Raw genomic sequence first — 16,988 nt, forward strand, 5'->3', positions numbered from 1 at the left:
AAGGGATTGTGTAGTGACAATTCCATAACGCTAAGGTAGACGCGGCGTCAGAGCGATCTCGGGGAAGGGGGTTGCATGCCAGAGATAGACAGTGTTGAGGGACAAGAGATGAAACAGGAAGTTTTCCTGCCGGATGATTATTCCCCGGCTGAGGACGAACCGTTCATGAATGAACGGCAACTTGAGTATTTCCGTCGTAAGTTGTTGACTTGGAAGGCAGAGTTAATCGAAGGCAGCCGCGACACCATCGAAGGGTTGCAAGATGGCACGCGCAACATCCCCGATGTGGCCGACCGTGCCTCCGAAGAAACTGACCGCGCGCTGGAACTGCGCACCCGTGACCGCGCGCGCAAGCTGGTGGGCAAGATTGACGCGGCACTGCGCCGCATCGATGAGGGTGAGTTTGGATATTGCTCCGTCACTGGCGATCCGATCTCGCTCAAGCGGCTGGATGCACGCCCCATCGCGACGATGAGCCTGGAAGCCCAGGAAAAACACGAGCGGCGCGAAAAAGTGCACCGCGACGATTGATCATCGTGAAGCGACGTTGAATAAAAAGACGCCAGGGCCTTGCTCTGGCGTTTTTATTTTAGATGGGCTGATTTTTCTTTGGCTATTTCGAATGCAATTGTTGTGGGGGGCGGTATTGGCGGGCTGGCAGCCGCAGCCGCACTTGCCCGCAAAGGCGTGGCCGTCACGTTGCTGGAGCAGGCTGACCGCTTCAAAGAGGTGGGCGCAGGCCTGCAGATCAGTCCGAACGGGCTGGCCGTGCTGCGCGCATTGGGCGCTGAGCCCTTGCTGCGCCAAAAAGGGGCTGTGCGCGCGCAAAGCGTTGTGTTGCGCAACGGTGAGACCGGGCGCACCGTGGCCCGGTTGGCCATGGCAAAGCTGCGGCCCCAGCAGAACTACTACTTTGTGCACCGGGTGGACCTTGTGGATGTGCTTTTTGGCGTGGCCAAGCGCGCCAACGTCACCTTTGAGCTGGGCGGCCAGGTGGCCAGCATCCGGCCCGGCGAAGTGCCTCAGGTTCAGATGGTTGATGGCAGTACCCGGCGGGCAGAGCTGATTGTGGCCGCGGACGGCATTCATTCCGTAGCGCGACCCGTTTTGAACGGCCCAGACAAGGCCGCCTTTTCAGGGCAGGTGGCCTGGCGGGCGTTGATCCCCAATGACATCGGGCACGCGGACGAAGCGCATGTGCACATGGGGGCGGGCTGTCACATGGTCAGCTATCCGCTGCGGGATGGGCGGCTCATCAATCTGGTGGCCGTGCAAGAACGTCAGAATTGGGCCGCCGAGGGGTGGTCCGAACCCGATGACCCCGCGAACATGCGCGCGGCTTTTGCAGATTTCGGCGGGCCCGCCCATCAAATGCTGTCCAGCGTGCGCGACGTGTCGCTGTGGGGGCTGCACCTGCATCCTGTGGCCCCGCGCTGGGTTGGGCCGGGCGTGGCCTTGATTGGCGATGCAGCCCATCCAACTTTGCCGTTTTTGGCGCAAGGGGCGAACCTGGCGCTGGAAGATGCCTGGGTCTTGACGGATTGCGTGACGACGCGCGGAAATGCTGGGCTGCCCAGCTATCAACATCGCCGGATGGACCGGGCAAAACGGGTGATCGCGGCGGCGCAAAAGAATGCCCGGCGTTATCACCTGCAGCCGGGGGCGTTTCGGATGGCCGCCCACGCGGGCCTAAAGCTGGCCAGCAGCCTGACGCCGGGGCTGATGGTGGGCGCCTTTGATTGGCTTTACGGACATGACGTGACCGCGCCGCCCAAGGAAAAATAGTGATTGCTTTGGGGCCAAGGAAAGGGCCGCTTTAGGCGTCCAGCTCAACCCAGACCGGCACATGGTCCGAAGGCTTTTCCCGCCCGCGCACATCCTTATCAATCTGACAATCCCGCAACATGTCCGCGCAAGCAGGGCTGAGCAGAAAATGGTCAATGCGGATGCCGTTGTTGCGGTTCCACGCACCGGCTTGGTAATCCCAAAAGCTGTAATGCCCCGGCCCCTGCGTGCGCGCCCGGAAAGCTTCTGTCAGACCAAGGTTCAACAGCTTGCGCCAAGCGGTCCGGGACTCTGGCCGAAAGAGCGCGTCTTCGCGCCAGCTGTCCGGGTTGGCTGCATCTTCGGCTTGGGGGATGATGTTATAATCGCCCGCCATTAAGAACGGATGCTCGCCTGCAAGCAAGGTTTTCGCATGCGCTTCCATCCGCGCCATCCACGCCAGTTTGTAGTCATACTTGGGGCCGGGCGCCGGGTTGCCGTTGGGCAGGTAGAGGCCACAGACGCGCAGCGCGTTCTTTTGCCCCACCACGGTGGCCTCAATCCAACGGGCCTGTTCATCTTCATCGTCACCGGGCAGGCCGCGCGTGACGTCCTCTAGAGGAAGTTTTGACAGAATGGCCACGCCGTTAAAGGATTTCTGACCGTGGGTTTCCACGTTATAGCCGCGATCTTCAAAAAGCTGGCGTGGAAAGGCTTCATCAACGGATTTGATTTCCTGCAGCACAACAACATCGGGTTGCGCTTCATCCAGCCAGGCGGGCAAAGCCTCGGCCCGCGCTTTGATCCCGTTGATGTTAAACGTCGCGATCTTCATAGGACCCTCCCGGTTGCCAGAGCTATCGCGCATTTTCAGCCCGGTCACAAGGTGCCGCTGACCTCCCGTTAGGGTCGAATCATACACCCTAAGAGCGCAGGAAATGGGTGAGTTCATGAGGGAAATACAGGGCACGGGCGCAAATCAGCTGTTATCCACAGCCTGTGGATGTCTTTTTTTGCGCCTGTGGGTAATTCGGGATTGTTACGCTGGTGCAGGTGGCTGCGCCTACAATACCCTGGGATAACTTAGGTCATTGCTGCATTGCGGCATATATTCCTTTGCCGGAATTACTTAAAGATGTAGTTAATAAGAAAGATGCAACTTTAAATTGCGTCGACATTTTTTGGAAAAGGGAAGCAAATGACAGCACTCGCATATCAAGACCCCGACACGTTCAAGACCGAAGCACCAAATATCCAGGATCTGGACACTGGCTGCGGCACCGGTCTGTTTGTCTCTGGCTCAGCACCTTCAGGCACCAACCTGTTGACCGGTGACGGGACGGATTTGTTCGTATCGGGCTCCGCCCCGGTGGGCACCGACATCGCTGGCGGTGACGGCACTGAACTTTACGCAATCAGCATTTAATCCGCTGAAAAATCATGCCCGGTTCTGATGAGCCGGGCACATCGCGTTGTTCCTATAAGGGCAGGTATGACCAACATCATTCACTTACAACCACGCCAAGCGGATAGATCGTTTCAAAATATTGCACGATTGATCAAAGTTGTTGCAAATAATAGAAAGTCTACGGGCGATGTTTTTTGGTTGAAAGAAAGCGCGGAGCTGCTGAACATCCTAAATGCGATGGGCAAGCCGGTGCCCGAAAGTGCCCTTGCCCCTTATGAGCCGTTTTATGACGGGATCGAAGAACGGCTGCAGTTTTTCCCGCAGTATTACCGTTTCATGTTGTCGATTGTGCTCGACCTGGAAGACCTCGGGCTTGAAGGGTGCAAAGGCGCATCCATCTGCAAATGGATTGCCAACATTGGCCTGGCTGAGGCGGAATTGTCTGATCTTCAGCGGGCAGAGGCGCAGCTTTTGCTCTCACGCCGCGATTGCGCGCCGGGGCTTCGTGACAGTGCGGTTGGCGCGCGTCTGGCGCGGTTCACTGACCGGCCCGATACATTCGCGCTGCCGAACAAAAAGGCTGCCTATGAGCTGACGCATATCGTGTTTTACTTGTCTGAATACGGACGCATCGACCCCCACCTGAGCGGTGAGACGCTGCGCAGCTTGGAATATTCGGGGCTGATTGCCTATCTCGATCAAAACCATGACCTTCTGGCAGAGATTTGCACCGCGCTGCGCTTTGCAGGGATCACGCCAAGCGACATCTGGACCGACGCCGTCACAGCGGCCCATGCCGCCATTCACCCTCAGGCCGTGCACGGCCGTCCCAGCGCGGCGGATGCCTATCACGCCTATATGGTCACAGGTTGGGCGCAAGCTGCTGCAAATCGCACGTGCTTTGCGGCTGCCATCCCATCAGGGGAGGTGACCTTCTATGACACATCCCAAGGGGCAGGGGCGCTGCGGCCCTTGTCACAATGCCTGTATGAAATGGGGTCAGAACGGCGCGCCACCTGGTCAAAGATGCGCCCGCAGGTCGTGCCAAGACTGCCCGAGACCAGCCGCGAAATTCTGCGTCTGGCAGAGGCATCATCAGACAAGTTTGACCGGTTTTTCGAAGGGTTCTCTCGGGCTTAGGGGGCGGGCAAGCCCCCTGAGACCAACGCTACATTGAAAACGACGTCCCGCAGCCGCAGGCCGATGTGGCATTGGGGTTGTCGATCACAAACCGCGCGCCGATGATTTCTTCGGAAAAGTCGATCACGGCATTTGTCAGGAACGGCAGCGAAATGCTGTCCACGACAACCTTTTGACCGCTGCCTTCCAAAATCAGATCGTCTTCTTTTGGCTCATCCAAGTCGATTTCATACTGAAATCCAGAGCATCCGCCGCCCTCTACGGCAACGCGCAGGGCTTTGCCCTGATCGGCGGCACCAATCTCGGCCAGGCGGTCAAAGGCGCGTGGGGTCACTTTGGGGGGCAGGTTCATCATTCGCTCCGGTTTCAATCGGTCTGCCACTGCAATATAGAAAGCCCAAGGACAGGCCACAAGGACCCGCCATCATGCGCGCACCTTTTGCCTCTGATCCGGCACGCACCCTGGGACGGCGCGTGGCGGAGGAGGAAAGCAGTTTCCGGTCATGCTATCAGCGCGACCGGGACAGGATCATTCACGCCAGCGCCTTTCGGCGGCTCAAACACAAGACCCAGGTCTTTGTGGAGCATGAGGGCGATTATTACCGCACCCGGTTGACCCATTCGATTGAGGTGGCGCAAGTGGCGCGCACGATCTCAGGCGCATTGGGCTTAAACAGTGAGCTGACAGAGGCGGTGGCCCTGGCGCATGATCTGGGCCACACCCCCTTTGGCCACACCGGAGAAGACGCGCTGCACGCGCTGATGGCCCCCTACGGCGGCTTTGATCACAACGCCCAGGCGATCAAAATCGTCACCTCGCTTGAGCGGCATTATGCGGATTTTGACGGGCTGAACCTGACCTGGGACACGCTGGAAGGCATTGCAAAGCACAACGGCCCCGTCGTCGGTGATCTGCCTTACGCGCTGGCTGAATATAACGAGACCCACGATCTGGAGCTGCACACCCATGCCAGCGCAGAGGCGCAGGTGGCGGCCCTGTCGGATGACATCGCCTACAACAACCATGATCTGCAGGACGGTCTGCGCGCACAGCTGTTCACCGAAGCGGAGATTGCGGGGCTGCCTTTGGTGGGCCCGGCCTACGCCGAGGTCGATGCGACCTATCCGGGGCTTGATCCCTACCGCCGGCGGCACGAGGCGCTGCGCCGGGTCTTTGGCATGATGGTCAGCGATGTGATCGAAACCTCGCGCGCGGTCTTGGCTGAGACGGCGCCCGCCTCTGCCAAAGACATCCGGCATCTGGGCCGCCCAGTGATCCGCTTTTCCGGGCAGATGTGGCAGGATCTGCATCAGATCCGGGATTTCCTGTTCACCCGCATGTACCGCGCGCCATCGGTGATGCAAAAACGCGCAGAAGTTACCCATATCGTGGAAGAGCTGTTTCCCCTGTTTCTCGAACAGCCGCATCTGCTGCCTAAAGACTGGGCGCAACAGATTGATGCGGCAGGGCAGGACAAGGTTCAGCTGGCGCGCATGGTCTGCGATTATATCGCCGGGATGACGGACCGCTTTGCCTATGCTGAGCACGCGCGGCTGTTGGGTTAGCGACACGCCCTTGGGGGCAGGGCCACCGCCCGACCCATCATAAATCCGCCGCTTGCGCCAGTTTGGCGTGGCGCTTGAATTGACTGCGCTTGTGCAAGTGATACATGCGGGCGCAACAAAGGAACACACCAATGAACATCTTTGCCGACATTCGCGATACGGTCATCACGGCGCTGGACAGCATGGTTGCAGCGGGCGATTTGCCCGAAGGTCTGAACTATGCCCCGATCACGGCAGAACCGCCCCGAGACGCCGCGCATGGGGATATGGCCACCAACGCCGCGATGGTCTTGGCCAAGCCCGCAAAGATGAAGCCGCGTGACATTGCTGAGGCGCTGGCTGCCAAACTGGCAGAGGATGCGCGCATCACCTCCGCAGAGGTGGCGGGGCCGGGGTTCTTGAACCTGCGGCTGGCCCCCTCTGTCTGGCAGGCCATCGCAGGCGACGTGCTAAGCACGGGCACCGGGTTTGGCCGGGCGTCCTTGGGCGCGGGCAAGAAAGTGAATGTGGAATATGTTTCTGCCAACCCCACCGGGCCTTTGCACGTGGGCCACACGCGGGGCGCTGTCTTTGGCGATGCGCTGGCCAGCCTGCTGGATTTCGCAGGCTATGACGTCACACGCGAATACTACATCAACGACGGCGGTGCGCAGGTCGATGTTTTGGCGCGCTCTGTCTATCTGCGGTATCTTGAGGCGCATGGCCAAGAGGTGGCGTTTGAGGATGGCACCTATCCCGGCGATTATCTGATCGCCGTGGGCGAGGCGTTGAAAGAAAAGGTGGGCGATGACTACCTCAACAAGGGTGAGGAACATTGGCTGCGGGATGTACGGGAGTTCGCGACCGAGCAGATGATGGCGCTGATCCGCAATGATCTCAAAGCTTTGGGCGTTGAGATGGATGTGTTCTATTCCGAAAAATCGCTCTACGGTACGGGCCAGATTGAAGCAGCGCTCGCTGATTTGGGGGACAAGGGTCTGATCTACGAAGGTGTGCTGGAGCCGCCCAAGGGCAAAAAGCCCGAGGATTGGGAACCGCGCGAACAGACGCTATTTAAGTCCACCGAACACGGCGATGACGTGGACCGGCCGGTCAAGAAATCCGATGGCGGTTGGACCTATTTCGCGCCCGACATCGCCTATCACTACGACAAGGTGCAGCGCGGCTTTGATGAGCTGATCGACGTCTTTGGTGCCGATCACGGCGGCTATGTCAAACGGATGAAGGCGGCGGTCTCAGCCCTGTCTGGCGGCACGGTGCCGCTTGATATCAAGCTGACGCAGCTGGTGAAGCTGTTCAAAAACGGTGAGCCGTTCAAAATGTCCAAACGGGCAGGGACCTTTGTCACCCTGCGCGACGTGGTGGATCAGGTGGGGCCGGATGTGACGCGCTTTGTGATGCTCACACGGAAAAACGACGCGATGCTCGATTTCGATTTCGACAAAGTGTTGGAGCAAAGCCGCGAAAACCCTGTGTTTTACGTGCAGTACGCCCATGCGCGGGTGGCCTCTGTGCTGCGCAAAGCCGCGGACGCAGGCATCGCTGCGGATGACGCAACGCTGGCGCAGGCGGACCTGAGCCTTTTGGATCACGACAGTGAGCTGGGCGTGCTGCGCAAGCTGGCCGAATGGCCGCGCCTGGTTGAAACCGCCGCCCGCACGAATGAGCCGCACCGCGTGGCCTTCTACCTTTATGAGCTGGCGGGGGACTTCCACGGGCTGTGGAACAAGGGCAACGAAGTGACCTCCCTGCGCTTCATCCAAGAGGATGATCCCGCCACCAGCCAGGCAAAAATTGCGCTTGCGGGGGCCACGGCGATTGTAATTGCAGCCGGTCTTGGTATTCTTGGGGTAACTCCGGCGGAAGAGATGCGATAACGCACGCGCCTCGCCGGTATACAGGCAACTTCAAGATCAGACCCACTGGGCAATGCACCCAACGGGCGGTGAGGCATAAATGGCAGATTTCACGTCTTCTTCGGCGGCTGGTGACGGCTTTGGTGTGGCCCCCCATGCCCCTCATACCTATCAGACGCAAAGCGCGCCTAACCAATTGGTAACAATGGCAAATATCGCGGGCGCTGTGATTTCATTGGCGCTGGTTATTGGCATTGCTGTTTGGGGCTACAAGCTGCTCGTGCGTGATGTCAGCGGCATTCCCGTGGTGCGCGCGGCCAGCGGTGACATGCGGGTGCGCCCTGAAGAACCGGGCGGCCAACTGGCGCAGCATCAGGGGCTGTCTGTAAATGAGGTGGCCGCCGAAGGCACTGCCGCAGCCCCCGCAGACCGGCTGATTTTGGCCCCCAAACCCATTGATCTGAGCGATGAAGACCACGCAATGACCACCACAAGGGTTGCCGCAGCGCCACAGCCTGCGGAAACAACCGTGGCGCCCACGGCGGCGGCGAACGAAGTTGTCGCAGCGCTGGAAAGCGGAAATGTGGATGCGCTGGTTGAGAAATTGACCGCTGGTGTGGCACCGCTCAGCACGGATAACACCCAGGTCGATGCCATTGCCGCAACCGTCGCGCAGGCGGTGGTGGCAGAGGTGGCCGCCGCAGAAGAACAGGTGGCCGCAGTGATTGATGCGCCGGGCGTGCGCGTGTCGTACCGGCCTAGAATCCGTCCCGCCGTGCGCGCACCCGTCACCCCAACGCCCACAGCCGCCAGCGCCCAAACCGAAGAGGTGAACCCCGCCAGCCTGCCTGCGGGCACGCGACTGGCACAGCTTGGTGCCTTTGACAGCCCCGAAGTGGCGCGGGCGCAATGGGATCAGTTGCGCAGCCGATTTGATGTCTATTTGGGCGACAAACGGCGCATCGTGCAAAAGGCAACCAGCGGCGGGCGCGTGTTCTACCGATTGCGCGCCATGGGCTTTGAAGACACCGCGGATGCGCGGCGCTTCTGTTCCGCGCTGGTGGCGGCCAATGCGGATTGTATCCCGGTGGTCACGCGCTGATGGCCTACGGGGCCACGATCATTGATGCCGATGGACTGCGTCTGAGCAAAGACGAAAAAGCCTTGTTTCGCGACGCTGATCCCTTCGGGTTCATTCTGTTTGCCCGCAATATTGAAAGCCCCGATCAGCTGCGCGCCCTATGTGGTGAAATGCGCGATGCTGTGGGGCGCAATGCCATCATCACCATCGACCAAGAAGGTGGGCGTGTGCAGCGGATGCGTGCGCCAACCTGGCGGGAATGGCCCGCCCCGCTAGAGCTTGCCAAACGCGCAGGAGCGCAGGCCCCCCGCGCGTTTTATCTGATGTACCGGCTGATCGCGGATGAGCTGATGTCTTGCGGCATCGACAGCAATTGCGCGCCGGTGCTTGATGTGGCGGGGGCGGGGACACATCCATTCCTGCTGAACCGCTGTTACGGCACTGAGACGGCTGAGGTCATCACCATTGGCCGGCAGGTGGCGGATGCCATGATGGATGGTGGCGTGCTGCCGGTGATGAAACATATGCCGGGGCATGGCCGCTCTGGCATGGACACGCATTTTGATTTGCCGGTTGTGGATGCGCCGCTGGCTGAACTACAGCAAACGGATTTCGCGCCTTTCCGGGCGCTGAATGATCTGCCGATGGGGATGACGGCCCATCTGGTCTTTACCGAGATGGACAGCGTGCCAGCAACATTGTCATCCACGGTCATGCAATGCATCCGCGACGACATTGGGTTTGATAACCTGGTGATGACGGATGATACCTCAATGGAGGCGCTCTCAGGCACCCCGGCTGAACGGGCAGAGGCCGCAATTGCGGCAGGCGTGGATGTCGTGCTCTATTGCAACGCAGCGCTGGCTGACCGCGCCGCTGTGACCGAGGCTGCTGGTCTTTTGACCCCAAAGGGGCAGGCGCGGGCAGAACGGGCTGAAGCCATGCGCAAAACCCCAGACGACATTGACATTTCCGCTCTTGAACGCGAATTTGAAGCGCTTCTGGGCGGGACAGTGCATGGCTGAAACAGCATTTGAGGAAGATCAGATCTCTGTCGCGGATCGGTTGGCTGCAGAGGCGCTGATCGTTGACGTAGATGGCTTTGAAGGCCCGCTTGACCTGTTGCTGACGCTCAGCCGGACCCAAAAGGTTGATCTGCGCAAAATCTCCGTTCTGCAACTGGCCCGGCAATACCTGCACTTTGTCGAACGCGCCAAGGCGCTGCGGCTGGAACTGGCGGCGGATTACCTGGTGATGGCGGCTTGGCTCGCGTTTCTCAAATCCCGCCTGCTGCTGCCTCCTGACCCCGAAGAAGAGGGGCCCTCAGGCGAAGAGTTGGCCGCCCATCTGGCATTTCAGCTGGAGCGCTTACAGGCCATGCGCAATGTCGCGGCGCGGCTGATGGGGCGTGATCAGTTGGGGCGTGATTTTTTCGCCCGCGGCCACACCGCCGAGGTCGAGCGCGTGCGCCGCGTCACCTATACGGCCACCTTGCTGGATCTCATGCAGGGCTACGCGCGCATCCGTACCAAGGATGAGTTCCGCCCCTTTGTCATGGACCGTGAGGCGGTCTTTACCATGGAGCAAGCGCTGGACCGGATGCGGGGTCTGATTGGGTTTGCAGGCGACTGGGGCGATCTGATGAGCTTCCTGCCCGAAGGGTGGGAGACCGATCCGATGAAGCGACGCTCGGCCACGGCCTCCACCTTTGCTGCGTCGCTGGAGTTGGTAAAAGAAGGGCATCTGGAAATCAGGCAGAGTGAGATCTTTGCCCCGATCCAGCTGCGCAAAAAGGAATAACGGCGTGTCAGACGAGTACGAAGAGCAAGAAGAAAGCCTGTTTGAAGCGCCCCCCATGGGGGAACAGGAGCGTATGGTCGAAGCCGTGCTTTTTGCCACGTCTGAGCCCATCACATTGAAAGAGCTGGAAGCCCGGATGCCGCATGGCTGCGACGCAGGCGAGGCCATGGCGCATCTGCGCAAACGCTATGAGGGGCGCGGCGTTGCGGTCAGCCGCATTGGCGACGGTTATGCCTTTCGCACGGCACCCGATCTTGGTTTTTTGATGCAAAAAGAAACGGTTGAGGTGCGCAAGCTCAGCCGAGCGGCGATTGAGACACTGGCCATCATCGCCTACCACCAGCCTGTCACCCGCGCTGAGATTGAGGAAATCCGGGGCGTTTCCGTGTCGCGCGGGACCGTGGATCAGCTGTTGGAGCTGGAATGGATCCGCTTTGGCCGCCGCAAGATGACGCCGGGCCGTCCGGTGACCTTTGTCGTCACGCAAGGTTTTCTGGACCATTTCGGTCTGGAGAACGCCCGCGATCTTCCGGGCCTCAAAGAGCTGCGGGCCGCAGGGCTGTTGGAAAACCGTCCGCCCCCCGGTGCGATGTCGCTGACCGCAGATGCTGAGGAGGAAGATGAAAGCACAGAAGGTCAGTCCGAACTTTTTGAGGATTAATCCTCATTTGCCTGAAATTCGCCCCATTCAAGCGCATACTGCGACCTGAGCAGAAGAGGGCATCAACATGAACCACATCATCCGCATGATTGTGAACCAGGTGATCCGGCAACTGATCAACCGGGGCATCAAAGCCGGGTTTGACCAGGTTGGCCAAAAGCAAAACCGCAAGCAGGTGGCTGAGGGCGAAGGATCCGAGCAGCCGCAAATGACCCAGCAAGAACGCCAGCAGGCCCGTCAGGCCCGGCGCGCGGCGCGTCAGGCAAAACAGCAGATGCGGGCGATGCGGCAGGCGACGAAGCTTTGATGCGGGTTGAAGGCCAGCTTTAGCTGGGGTGGCCAACGCGGATGGGGCGTTGGGGGCACGGTTGCTTTTGAGTTTTAGTGGAAAGATGAAGCGCGGGGGCGTGGGCCTTATTGAGCGCTTTGTTTTTTCCAGGTGTTGTTTTCTGGGGGCGCGGCGGTCTTGCGGTTTACTGCCTGTGTGGTGGTTCTTGGATAGGCGTGAGGGTGCGCCCTGAGATTGAGGGCGCTTTAAGAACGGCTCTTTAGCTTTTGAAATGTTTGGACAGCTTCAGGCCCTGGCCTTGGTAGTTGGAAGCAAGGTCCGCGCCGTAAAGCTGCGTTGGGGCAGCGCTCATGCGTTCATAGACCAGTCGTCCGACCACTTGCCCATGCTCCAGTACAAAGGGCGCTTCATGGCAGCGCACCTCAAGCACGCCACGTGAGCCAGCTCCGCCTGCACTGTCATGGCCAAAGCCGGGATCGAAAAAGCCCGCGTAATGCACCCGGAACTCCCCCACCATGGCCAGGTAAGGTGCCATTTCGGCGGCGTAGTCGGGGGGGATGGTCACCGCTTCCCGGCTGACGAGGATATAAAAGGCACCGGGATCCAGGATGATCTGGCCGGTGCTCGTGTGCACCTCTTCCCAGAACTCAGCCGGATCGTAATGCCCGATGTTGTCCAGATCTATCACCCCGGTGTGGGGTTTGGCGCGGTAGCCCACCAAGGTGGTGCCGGGCAGTTTGAGATCGACGGAAAAGCCCAGACCTTCATCAATCACCGCATCGCCATCGACCAGCGGGGTTTGCGCATGCAGGGCGGCGAGGTCTGCGTCATCTAGCGCGGCATCGCCCCGGCTAAAGCGGATCTGGTTCAGCCGCATCCCAGGGCGCACTTTGACAGAGAAAGAGCGCGGACAGATCTCAGCAAAAAGCGGGCCCGCATACCCCGGTGCGATCCGGTCGAATTCTGTGCCGCCATCGGTGATCGTGCGGGTCAGCAGATCAAGCCGACCTGTGGAGCTTTTGGCGTTGGCCACGGCGGATACGTCATCGGGCAGGTTCAGCCCTTCCATCAAGGGCACAACATAGACACAGCCCTTTTCCAGCACCGCATCCTGGGTCAGATCAATCTGGTGCATGGTGAAATGTTCCAGCCGCTGCGTCACGCTGTTGCCGTGGCCCGCCAGGAAAGAGGCACGCACGCGGTAGGCAACGGTGCCCAGGCGCAGATCAAGGCTGGCAGGCTGAATTTGCGGATCAATGATGGCCGGGTCGGCGGTGATCTGACCCTCAGCGATCATTTCTGAAATGGCTTGGTTTGGGATCACACCCTGCATGATCGGTCCCTTCAAAATCCAAACGCCCGCGGGCCCAAAGGGCTGCGGGCGTTGGATTGGTTAGTCATGGTCGGGCTAGCAGGACTCGAACCTGCGACCTTCCGTCCCCCAGACGGACGCGCTACCAGGCTGCGCCATAGCCCGACGTGACCGCGTTCATACCTGAACTTTGCAGGCGTGCAAGAGGGAAGTTTAGGCACGTGGTCAGCTGTTTGCGCTTGGCGGGCGGCGGGCCGCCATGGAGTCACGTAGAACAGCGAGTTTCTCCAACAGGGGCGCGATTTCTTTGGCCTGCGCTGTGCTGAGACGCCGCACACCATGGGCGGCCGAGAGCACGGAGGGGGCCGCCGCGATATCTTCCAGTGGGGTGATGGCGGGCATCGGGATGTTGCGCGGTTTTGGGGCAGGGGCCTCAGGCTCAGCAGTCGGCGCCTCTGCCGCTTCTGTTTGCGTTTGGCCGGCCTCCTCAGGCTCAGCATCGGCCATGGGGCGGCGTAGGAAGGCGGGCAGATGTGCGGCGGGTGCGGCATCAGCGTCTTCTGTTGTTGCCTCAGTGGGTGCCTCATCAGCGTCTTCTGCGGCTGCCTTTGCAGGGACCTCATCCGCTTCTTCTGCTGCGGTCTCCGCGGGGACCGGTGTGAGCACTTCCTCTGCCGGGGTGTCGTCATCGGGTTGCGCTTGGGGTGCGGCATCGGCGGGGGCGTCTGTTTCAGCAGCCACCGACGGAGTTTCTGGTTGCGCCTGCTCGGGGCTGGCCTCCTCTGCGGGGGCGAACATTTCCAGCTCGGGTTCAGCCTCAACCTCGGCCTCAGGTACCGGCTGCTCCACCTGAGGTGCGGCAGGTGCTTCTGCCTCTGTCTTATGACCAAAGCTGAGCACAACACCCGTTTCCGGCTCAGGCGCCACGTCCTCCACAATGGGTGAGGGCGGTGCAGCGTTGGCTTCCGCCAGCTCTGATGCGGTTATCTCATCCAAAGGGGGCGACATGGCGATGACATGGCCCATGCCCTCTTCGCGCAGAATTTTCTGAACGCCTTTGATGGTCAGCCCATCTTCGTGCAGCAATTGCTTGATACCACCCAGCAGTAGCATGTCATTGGGGCGGTAGTAGCGTCGACCGCCCGCCCGTTTGACCGGCTTTACTTGGGTGAACTTGCTTTCCCAAAAGCGCAAAACATGGGCTTGAATGCCCAGCCACTCGGCCACTTCAGAGATCGTGCGAAACGCGTCTGGGGACTTGGACATGATCAGCGCTTCGTTGCCGTCGGCCACCCGGTCTTTCATCAAGTGTGAAGGGCGGAAAGTTAAGACACGGCGCGGGTTTATCGGCACTTCTTCACCTGTTTTCGGGTTCCGTCCCACGCGGGCGGTTTTGTCCCTTACAGAAAAGGTGCCAAAGGATGAGATTTTGACCTGTTCGCCCGCGACCAGCGCATCGGACATATGGTCCAGAACAGATTCGACCAGCTGTGCGCTTTCGTTGCGTGACAGACCCACCTCGCGAAAGACCGCTTCGCTCAGATCCATACGCGTCAGCGTTGTATTTGACATCCCATCCCCCAATATTTCCTAACCCACCTTAGACGTGGGGAAAATTCAGAGTCAATATCAATGGCTTGGCCCGGCGTCTTTATGCGAAGCGGGCGGTGTTACCAGCGTAAGACCACAGCGCCCCAGGCCAAACCGCCGCCAATCGCTTCGGTAACCAGCAGATCGCCCTGTTTGATCTGCCCACGCGCCTTGCCCACAGACAGCGCCAGCGGGATGGAGGCCGCAGAGGTGTTGCCATGATCCTGGACCGTGACAACAACCTTATCCATCGGCAAATCCAGCTTCTTTGCGGTGCCCTGGATGATGCGTATGTTGGCCTGGTGGGGCACGATCCAGTCAACGTCTTGAGCGCTGACGTTGGCACGCGCCATCGCTTTTGTGGCCGTATCGGCCAATTTGCCCACCGCATGACGAAAAACCTGATTGCCCTGCATCCGAAGATAGCCGGTGGTGCCGGTGCTCACACCGCCATCGACATAAAGCAGATCACGGTATTTGCCGTCTGAATTCAGATCTGTGGACAGGATGCCACGATCGGCGGGCGTGCCTGCGCCCTCTTGTGCCTCCAGCAACAAAGCGCCCGCGCCATCGCCAAAGAGCACGCAAGTAGACCGATCTGTCCAATCCATAATGCGGCTAAAGGTTTCGGCACCGATCACCATAACGCGTTTGGCCTGACCCGACAGGATAAGCGCATTGGCATTGGCCAGCGCAAAGACAAAGCCTGCACAAACAGCTTGCACATCAAAGGCATAGCCCGAGGTCATGCCCAGTTCAGCCTGTACCATCGTGGCCGCCGACGGGAAGGTCAGATCAGCCGTGGACGTGGCCAGAACAATCGCGTCAACGTCGTCAGCACCCAGGCCCGCGTCCGCCAAAGCGGCACGTGCAGCAGCGGTTGCCATCGCTGATGTGGTTTCGCCTTCTGCCGCGAAATGACGGCGTTCAATGCCCGAGCGCGCCCTGATCCAGGCGTCATCGGTATCTAGCGTGGCCTCAAATTCGGCGTTCTCGACAACACGTTCAGGCAGGTAGTGGCCACACCCAATTACGACCGCGCGGGTATTCATTCTGATGTCTCCTTGGCGGGCAGGGTGGCGGCCACGCGGGCAGCGAGCCGGTCGTTGAATTGGTTCTGTGAGAGCTGTGCGGCCAGTTTAATGGCCGCAGACACGCCTGTTGCATCCGCAGCACCATGGGATTTGACCACAGTGCCGTTTAGGCCCAGAAACACGCCGCCGTTCACGCGGCGCGGGTCAATCTTTATCCGAAGCCGTTGCAAGGATGTGTAGGCAAGCAGGGAGGCGATTTTGGACATAAAGGAATAGCTGAAGGCTTCGCGCAGGCGTTGGCCCACCAGGCTGGCGGTGCCTTCGCCAGTTTTGATGGCGATGTTGCCCGTAAAGCCGTCGGTGACGATCACGTCGGCCACGTCTCCGGAAATGTCAGCACCTTCGACAAAGCCCACAAATTCAAACCCGGCATCGCCTTCAAAGTCACGAATCATATCGTGGGCCTCTTTCAACTCTGTCCGGCCTTTGTGTTCCTCTGTCCCGACGTTCAGCAATCCCACCCGCGGACGGCTGAGGTCCATGCCGTTGCGGGCATAGGAAATGCCCATCAGCGCAAAGCGCACCAAATCATCCGCGTCTGCCCGGATATCAGCACCAACATCCAGCAGCACGTTGAACCCTTGCGGGTTGGCAGAGGGGTAAAGGACGGCAATCGCAGGACGGTTAACGCCGGGCAACTTGCGCAGGCGGATCATCGACATCGCCATCAATGCGCCCGTGTTGCCACAAGACACTGCAACAGCAGCTTCGCCGCTGCGCACGGATTCAATAGCCGACCACATGGAGGTTTCCTTGCCCGTGCGCACCACCTGGCTGGGCTTGTCATCCATGCTGACGATGTCGTTGGCGTGGCGGATATCGCAGATGCCCTGCAATTCAGGATGTTTGGCCACCAGCGGCGCAAGCGCTTTGGCATCGCCGTGCAGGATAAAGGCAATCTCGGGATTGATCTTGGCAGACAAAGTACACCCGGCAACAACAGCTGCCGGGCCTTCGTCCCCACCCATCGCATCAACTGAGATCAGGGTGCGCCCGGAACTTTGGGCGGCGGCCTTCGCTGAGGTATGATCGGTCGATGCCGTCACGGGTGCGAACGCCTCTTATGATGGTCTGCGTACTCGATGGCCTAGTTTAGGCCGCGTCATCTTCCAAGTCGATCTCTTCTGACAGCGCTACGACCTCTTTCTCGTCATAGTGGCCGCAGGCCGCGCAGACGTGATGGGGACGCTTGAGTTCGCCGCAGTTCGCACATTCCTGCGGGTTAGCAGCAACCAACGAATCGTGCGCACGGCGGTTGTTGCGGCGCGATTTGGATACTTTGTTCTGTTGGACAGCCATGTCTGGTGCCTTTGCGTTTGGGGGCGTGCACAGCGTACAGGCCCAGTTTTCAGTGTTCCCGGATTGGGTTGTCCGCCGCTTTATGCAAAGCGGGGTGCCTTGTCCAACCAAAATTGGGATGAGGGCGG

Annotated in this window: 18 protein-coding genes, 1 tRNA gene and 1 pseudogene; 11 read left to right on the forward strand and 9 right to left on the reverse strand. The window is 59.8% G+C overall.

Features of this window, described 5'->3' with window-relative positions; translation table 11 throughout:
- Positions 1-108: 108 nt before the first annotated feature.
- Together dksA and ACZ1HM_RS10430 are read left to right on the forward strand one after the other, a co-directional pair.
- Positions 109-531 carry an RNA polymerase-binding protein DksA gene (gene dksA / locus ACZ1HM_RS10425; RefSeq protein ID WP_472744597.1) on the forward strand — a complete coding sequence of 141 codons (423 nt, stop codon included), beginning with the start codon at positions 109-111 and terminating at the stop codon, positions 529-531.
- A gap of 78 nt (positions 532-609) precedes the next feature.
- The gene (locus ACZ1HM_RS10430; RefSeq protein ID WP_472742715.1) at positions 610-1,785 is read left to right on the forward strand and encodes an FAD-dependent oxidoreductase; all 1,176 of its coding nucleotides are present in this window, start codon (positions 610-612) and stop codon (positions 1,783-1,785) included.
- A 31-nt stretch (positions 1,786-1,816) separates the two neighbouring features.
- On the opposite strand, the gene xth is transcribed toward ACZ1HM_RS10430, so the two are convergent.
- On the reverse strand, positions 1,817-2,599 hold the full coding sequence (xth, locus tag ACZ1HM_RS10435) for an exodeoxyribonuclease III (protein ID WP_472742716.1): 783 nt from the start codon (positions 2,597-2,599) through the stop codon (positions 1,817-1,819).
- Positions 2,600-2,962: 363 nt separating this feature from the next.
- Between xth and ACZ1HM_RS10440 the strand changes: the two genes are divergently transcribed.
- Complete coding sequence (locus ACZ1HM_RS10440) at positions 2,963-3,190, forward strand: hypothetical protein (protein WP_472742717.1); 228 nt, start codon at positions 2,963-2,965, stop codon at positions 3,188-3,190.
- A 66-nt stretch (positions 3,191-3,256) separates the two neighbouring features.
- On the forward strand, positions 3,257-4,312 hold the full coding sequence (locus ACZ1HM_RS10445; protein ID WP_472742718.1) for a DUF6902 family protein: 1,056 nt from the start codon (positions 3,257-3,259) through the stop codon (positions 4,310-4,312).
- A 28-nt stretch (positions 4,313-4,340) separates the two neighbouring features.
- Here ACZ1HM_RS10445 and ACZ1HM_RS10450 read toward each other — a convergent pair whose 3' ends face one another.
- A complete protein-coding gene (locus tag ACZ1HM_RS10450) occupies positions 4,341-4,664 on the reverse strand; it encodes a HesB/IscA family protein (protein ID WP_472742719.1) in 324 nt (107 codons plus the stop codon).
- A gap of 74 nt (positions 4,665-4,738) precedes the next feature.
- Here ACZ1HM_RS10450 and ACZ1HM_RS10455 point away from each other — a divergent pair, with 74 nt between their 5' ends.
- The 7 genes from ACZ1HM_RS10455 (at position 4,739) to ACZ1HM_RS10485 (ending at position 11,583) form a co-directional block, all read left to right on the forward strand.
- The gene (locus ACZ1HM_RS10455; protein ID WP_472742720.1) at positions 4,739-5,878 is read left to right on the forward strand and encodes a deoxyguanosinetriphosphate triphosphohydrolase; all 1,140 of its coding nucleotides are present in this window, start codon (positions 4,739-4,741) and stop codon (positions 5,876-5,878) included.
- Between the two features lie 131 nt (positions 5,879-6,009).
- Entirely contained in the window at positions 6,010-7,755 is a 1,746-nt protein-coding gene (argS, locus tag ACZ1HM_RS10460) for an arginine--tRNA ligase (RefSeq protein ID WP_472742721.1), read from the forward strand.
- A gap of 79 nt (positions 7,756-7,834) precedes the next feature.
- Entirely contained in the window at positions 7,835-8,836 is a 1,002-nt protein-coding gene (locus tag ACZ1HM_RS10465; protein WP_472742722.1) for an SPOR domain-containing protein, read from the forward strand.
- A complete protein-coding gene (nagZ, locus tag ACZ1HM_RS10470; protein WP_472742723.1) occupies positions 8,836-9,840 on the forward strand; it encodes a beta-N-acetylhexosaminidase in 1,005 nt (334 codons plus the stop codon). The genes ACZ1HM_RS10465 and nagZ overlap by 1 nt, the downstream gene beginning before the upstream one ends.
- Positions 9,833-10,615 (forward strand): segregation and condensation protein A, encoded by a 783-nt coding sequence (locus ACZ1HM_RS10475; protein ID WP_472742724.1) that lies wholly within the window; start codon positions 9,833-9,835, stop codon positions 10,613-10,615. Before nagZ ends, ACZ1HM_RS10475 begins: the two co-directional genes overlap by 8 nt.
- 55 nt (positions 10,616-10,670) lie before the next feature.
- A complete protein-coding gene (gene scpB / locus ACZ1HM_RS10480) occupies positions 10,671-11,276 on the forward strand; it encodes an SMC-Scp complex subunit ScpB (RefSeq protein WP_472744598.1) in 606 nt (201 codons plus the stop codon).
- Between the two features lie 67 nt (positions 11,277-11,343).
- The gene (locus ACZ1HM_RS10485; RefSeq protein WP_472742725.1) at positions 11,344-11,583 is read left to right on the forward strand and encodes a hypothetical protein; all 240 of its coding nucleotides are present in this window, start codon (positions 11,344-11,346) and stop codon (positions 11,581-11,583) included.
- 241 nt (positions 11,584-11,824) lie between these two features.
- Here ACZ1HM_RS10485 and ACZ1HM_RS10490 read toward each other — a convergent pair whose 3' ends face one another.
- The 7 genes and pseudogenes from ACZ1HM_RS10490 to rpmF form a co-directional block, all read right to left on the reverse strand.
- Positions 11,825-12,898, reverse strand: a complete 1,074-nt coding sequence (locus ACZ1HM_RS10490; protein ID WP_472742726.1) for a 2'-deoxycytidine 5'-triphosphate deaminase — start codon at positions 12,896-12,898, stop codon at positions 11,825-11,827.
- Between the two features lie 67 nt (positions 12,899-12,965).
- A tRNA-Pro gene (locus ACZ1HM_RS10495) sits at positions 12,966-13,042 on the reverse strand.
- Between the two features lie 60 nt (positions 13,043-13,102).
- A complete protein-coding gene (locus ACZ1HM_RS10500) occupies positions 13,103-14,143 on the reverse strand; it encodes a MerR family transcriptional regulator (RefSeq protein WP_472744599.1) in 1,041 nt (346 codons plus the stop codon).
- A gap of 6 nt (positions 14,144-14,149) precedes the next feature.
- Positions 14,150-14,449, reverse strand: a pseudogene (gene ihfA, locus ACZ1HM_RS10505) (integration host factor subunit alpha); the annotation flags it as partial.
- A 98-nt stretch (positions 14,450-14,547) separates the two neighbouring features.
- On the reverse strand, positions 14,548-15,519 hold the full coding sequence (locus ACZ1HM_RS10510; RefSeq protein ID WP_472742727.1) for a beta-ketoacyl-ACP synthase III: 972 nt from the start codon (positions 15,517-15,519) through the stop codon (positions 14,548-14,550).
- Positions 15,516-16,607 carry a phosphate acyltransferase PlsX gene (plsX, locus tag ACZ1HM_RS10515; RefSeq protein WP_472742728.1) on the reverse strand — a complete coding sequence of 364 codons (1,092 nt, stop codon included), beginning with the start codon at positions 16,605-16,607 and terminating at the stop codon, positions 15,516-15,518. The genes ACZ1HM_RS10510 and plsX overlap by 4 nt, the downstream gene beginning before the upstream one ends.
- Before the next feature lie 46 nt (positions 16,608-16,653).
- Positions 16,654-16,860, reverse strand: a complete 207-nt coding sequence (gene rpmF, locus ACZ1HM_RS10520; RefSeq protein ID WP_472742729.1) for a 50S ribosomal protein L32 — start codon at positions 16,858-16,860, stop codon at positions 16,654-16,656.
- Positions 16,861-16,988 lie beyond the last annotated feature (128 nt).

The sequence above is a fragment of the Sulfitobacter sp. GN1-4 genome (assembly GCF_055693825.1).

Coding starts and splice junctions, on each gene's coding strand:
- dksA (WP_472744597.1), top strand. CDS start 109: ATGAAACAGGAAGTTTTCCTGCCGGATGATTATTCCCCGGCTGAGGAC.
- xth (WP_472742716.1), bottom strand. CDS start 2,599: ATGAAGATCGCGACGTTTAACATCAACGGGATCAAAGCGCGGGCCGAG.
- ACZ1HM_RS10440 (WP_472742717.1), top strand. CDS start 2,963: ATGACAGCACTCGCATATCAAGACCCCGACACGTTCAAGACCGAAGCA.
- ACZ1HM_RS10445 (WP_472742718.1), top strand. CDS start 3,257: ATGACCAACATCATTCACTTACAACCACGCCAAGCGGATAGATCGTTT.
- ACZ1HM_RS10450 (WP_472742719.1), bottom strand. CDS start 4,664: ATGAACCTGCCCCCCAAAGTGACCCCACGCGCCTTTGACCGCCTGGCC.
- ACZ1HM_RS10455 (WP_472742720.1), top strand. CDS start 4,739: ATGCGCGCACCTTTTGCCTCTGATCCGGCACGCACCCTGGGACGGCGC.
- argS (WP_472742721.1), top strand. CDS start 6,010: ATGAACATCTTTGCCGACATTCGCGATACGGTCATCACGGCGCTGGAC.
- ACZ1HM_RS10465 (WP_472742722.1), top strand. CDS start 7,835: ATGGCAGATTTCACGTCTTCTTCGGCGGCTGGTGACGGCTTTGGTGTG.
- nagZ (WP_472742723.1), top strand. CDS start 8,836: ATGGCCTACGGGGCCACGATCATTGATGCCGATGGACTGCGTCTGAGC.
- ACZ1HM_RS10475 (WP_472742724.1), top strand. CDS start 9,833: ATGGCTGAAACAGCATTTGAGGAAGATCAGATCTCTGTCGCGGATCGG.
- scpB (WP_472744598.1), top strand. CDS start 10,671: ATGGGGGAACAGGAGCGTATGGTCGAAGCCGTGCTTTTTGCCACGTCT.
- ACZ1HM_RS10485 (WP_472742725.1), top strand. CDS start 11,344: ATGAACCACATCATCCGCATGATTGTGAACCAGGTGATCCGGCAACTG.
- ACZ1HM_RS10490 (WP_472742726.1), bottom strand. CDS start 12,898: ATGCAGGGTGTGATCCCAAACCAAGCCATTTCAGAAATGATCGCTGAG.
- ACZ1HM_RS10500 (WP_472744599.1), bottom strand. CDS start 14,143: ATGTCCAAGTCCCCAGACGCGTTTCGCACGATCTCTGAAGTGGCCGAG.
- ACZ1HM_RS10510 (WP_472742727.1), bottom strand. CDS start 15,519: ATGAATACCCGCGCGGTCGTAATTGGGTGTGGCCACTACCTGCCTGAA.
- rpmF (WP_472742729.1), bottom strand. CDS start 16,860: ATGGCTGTCCAACAGAACAAAGTATCCAAATCGCGCCGCAACAACCGC.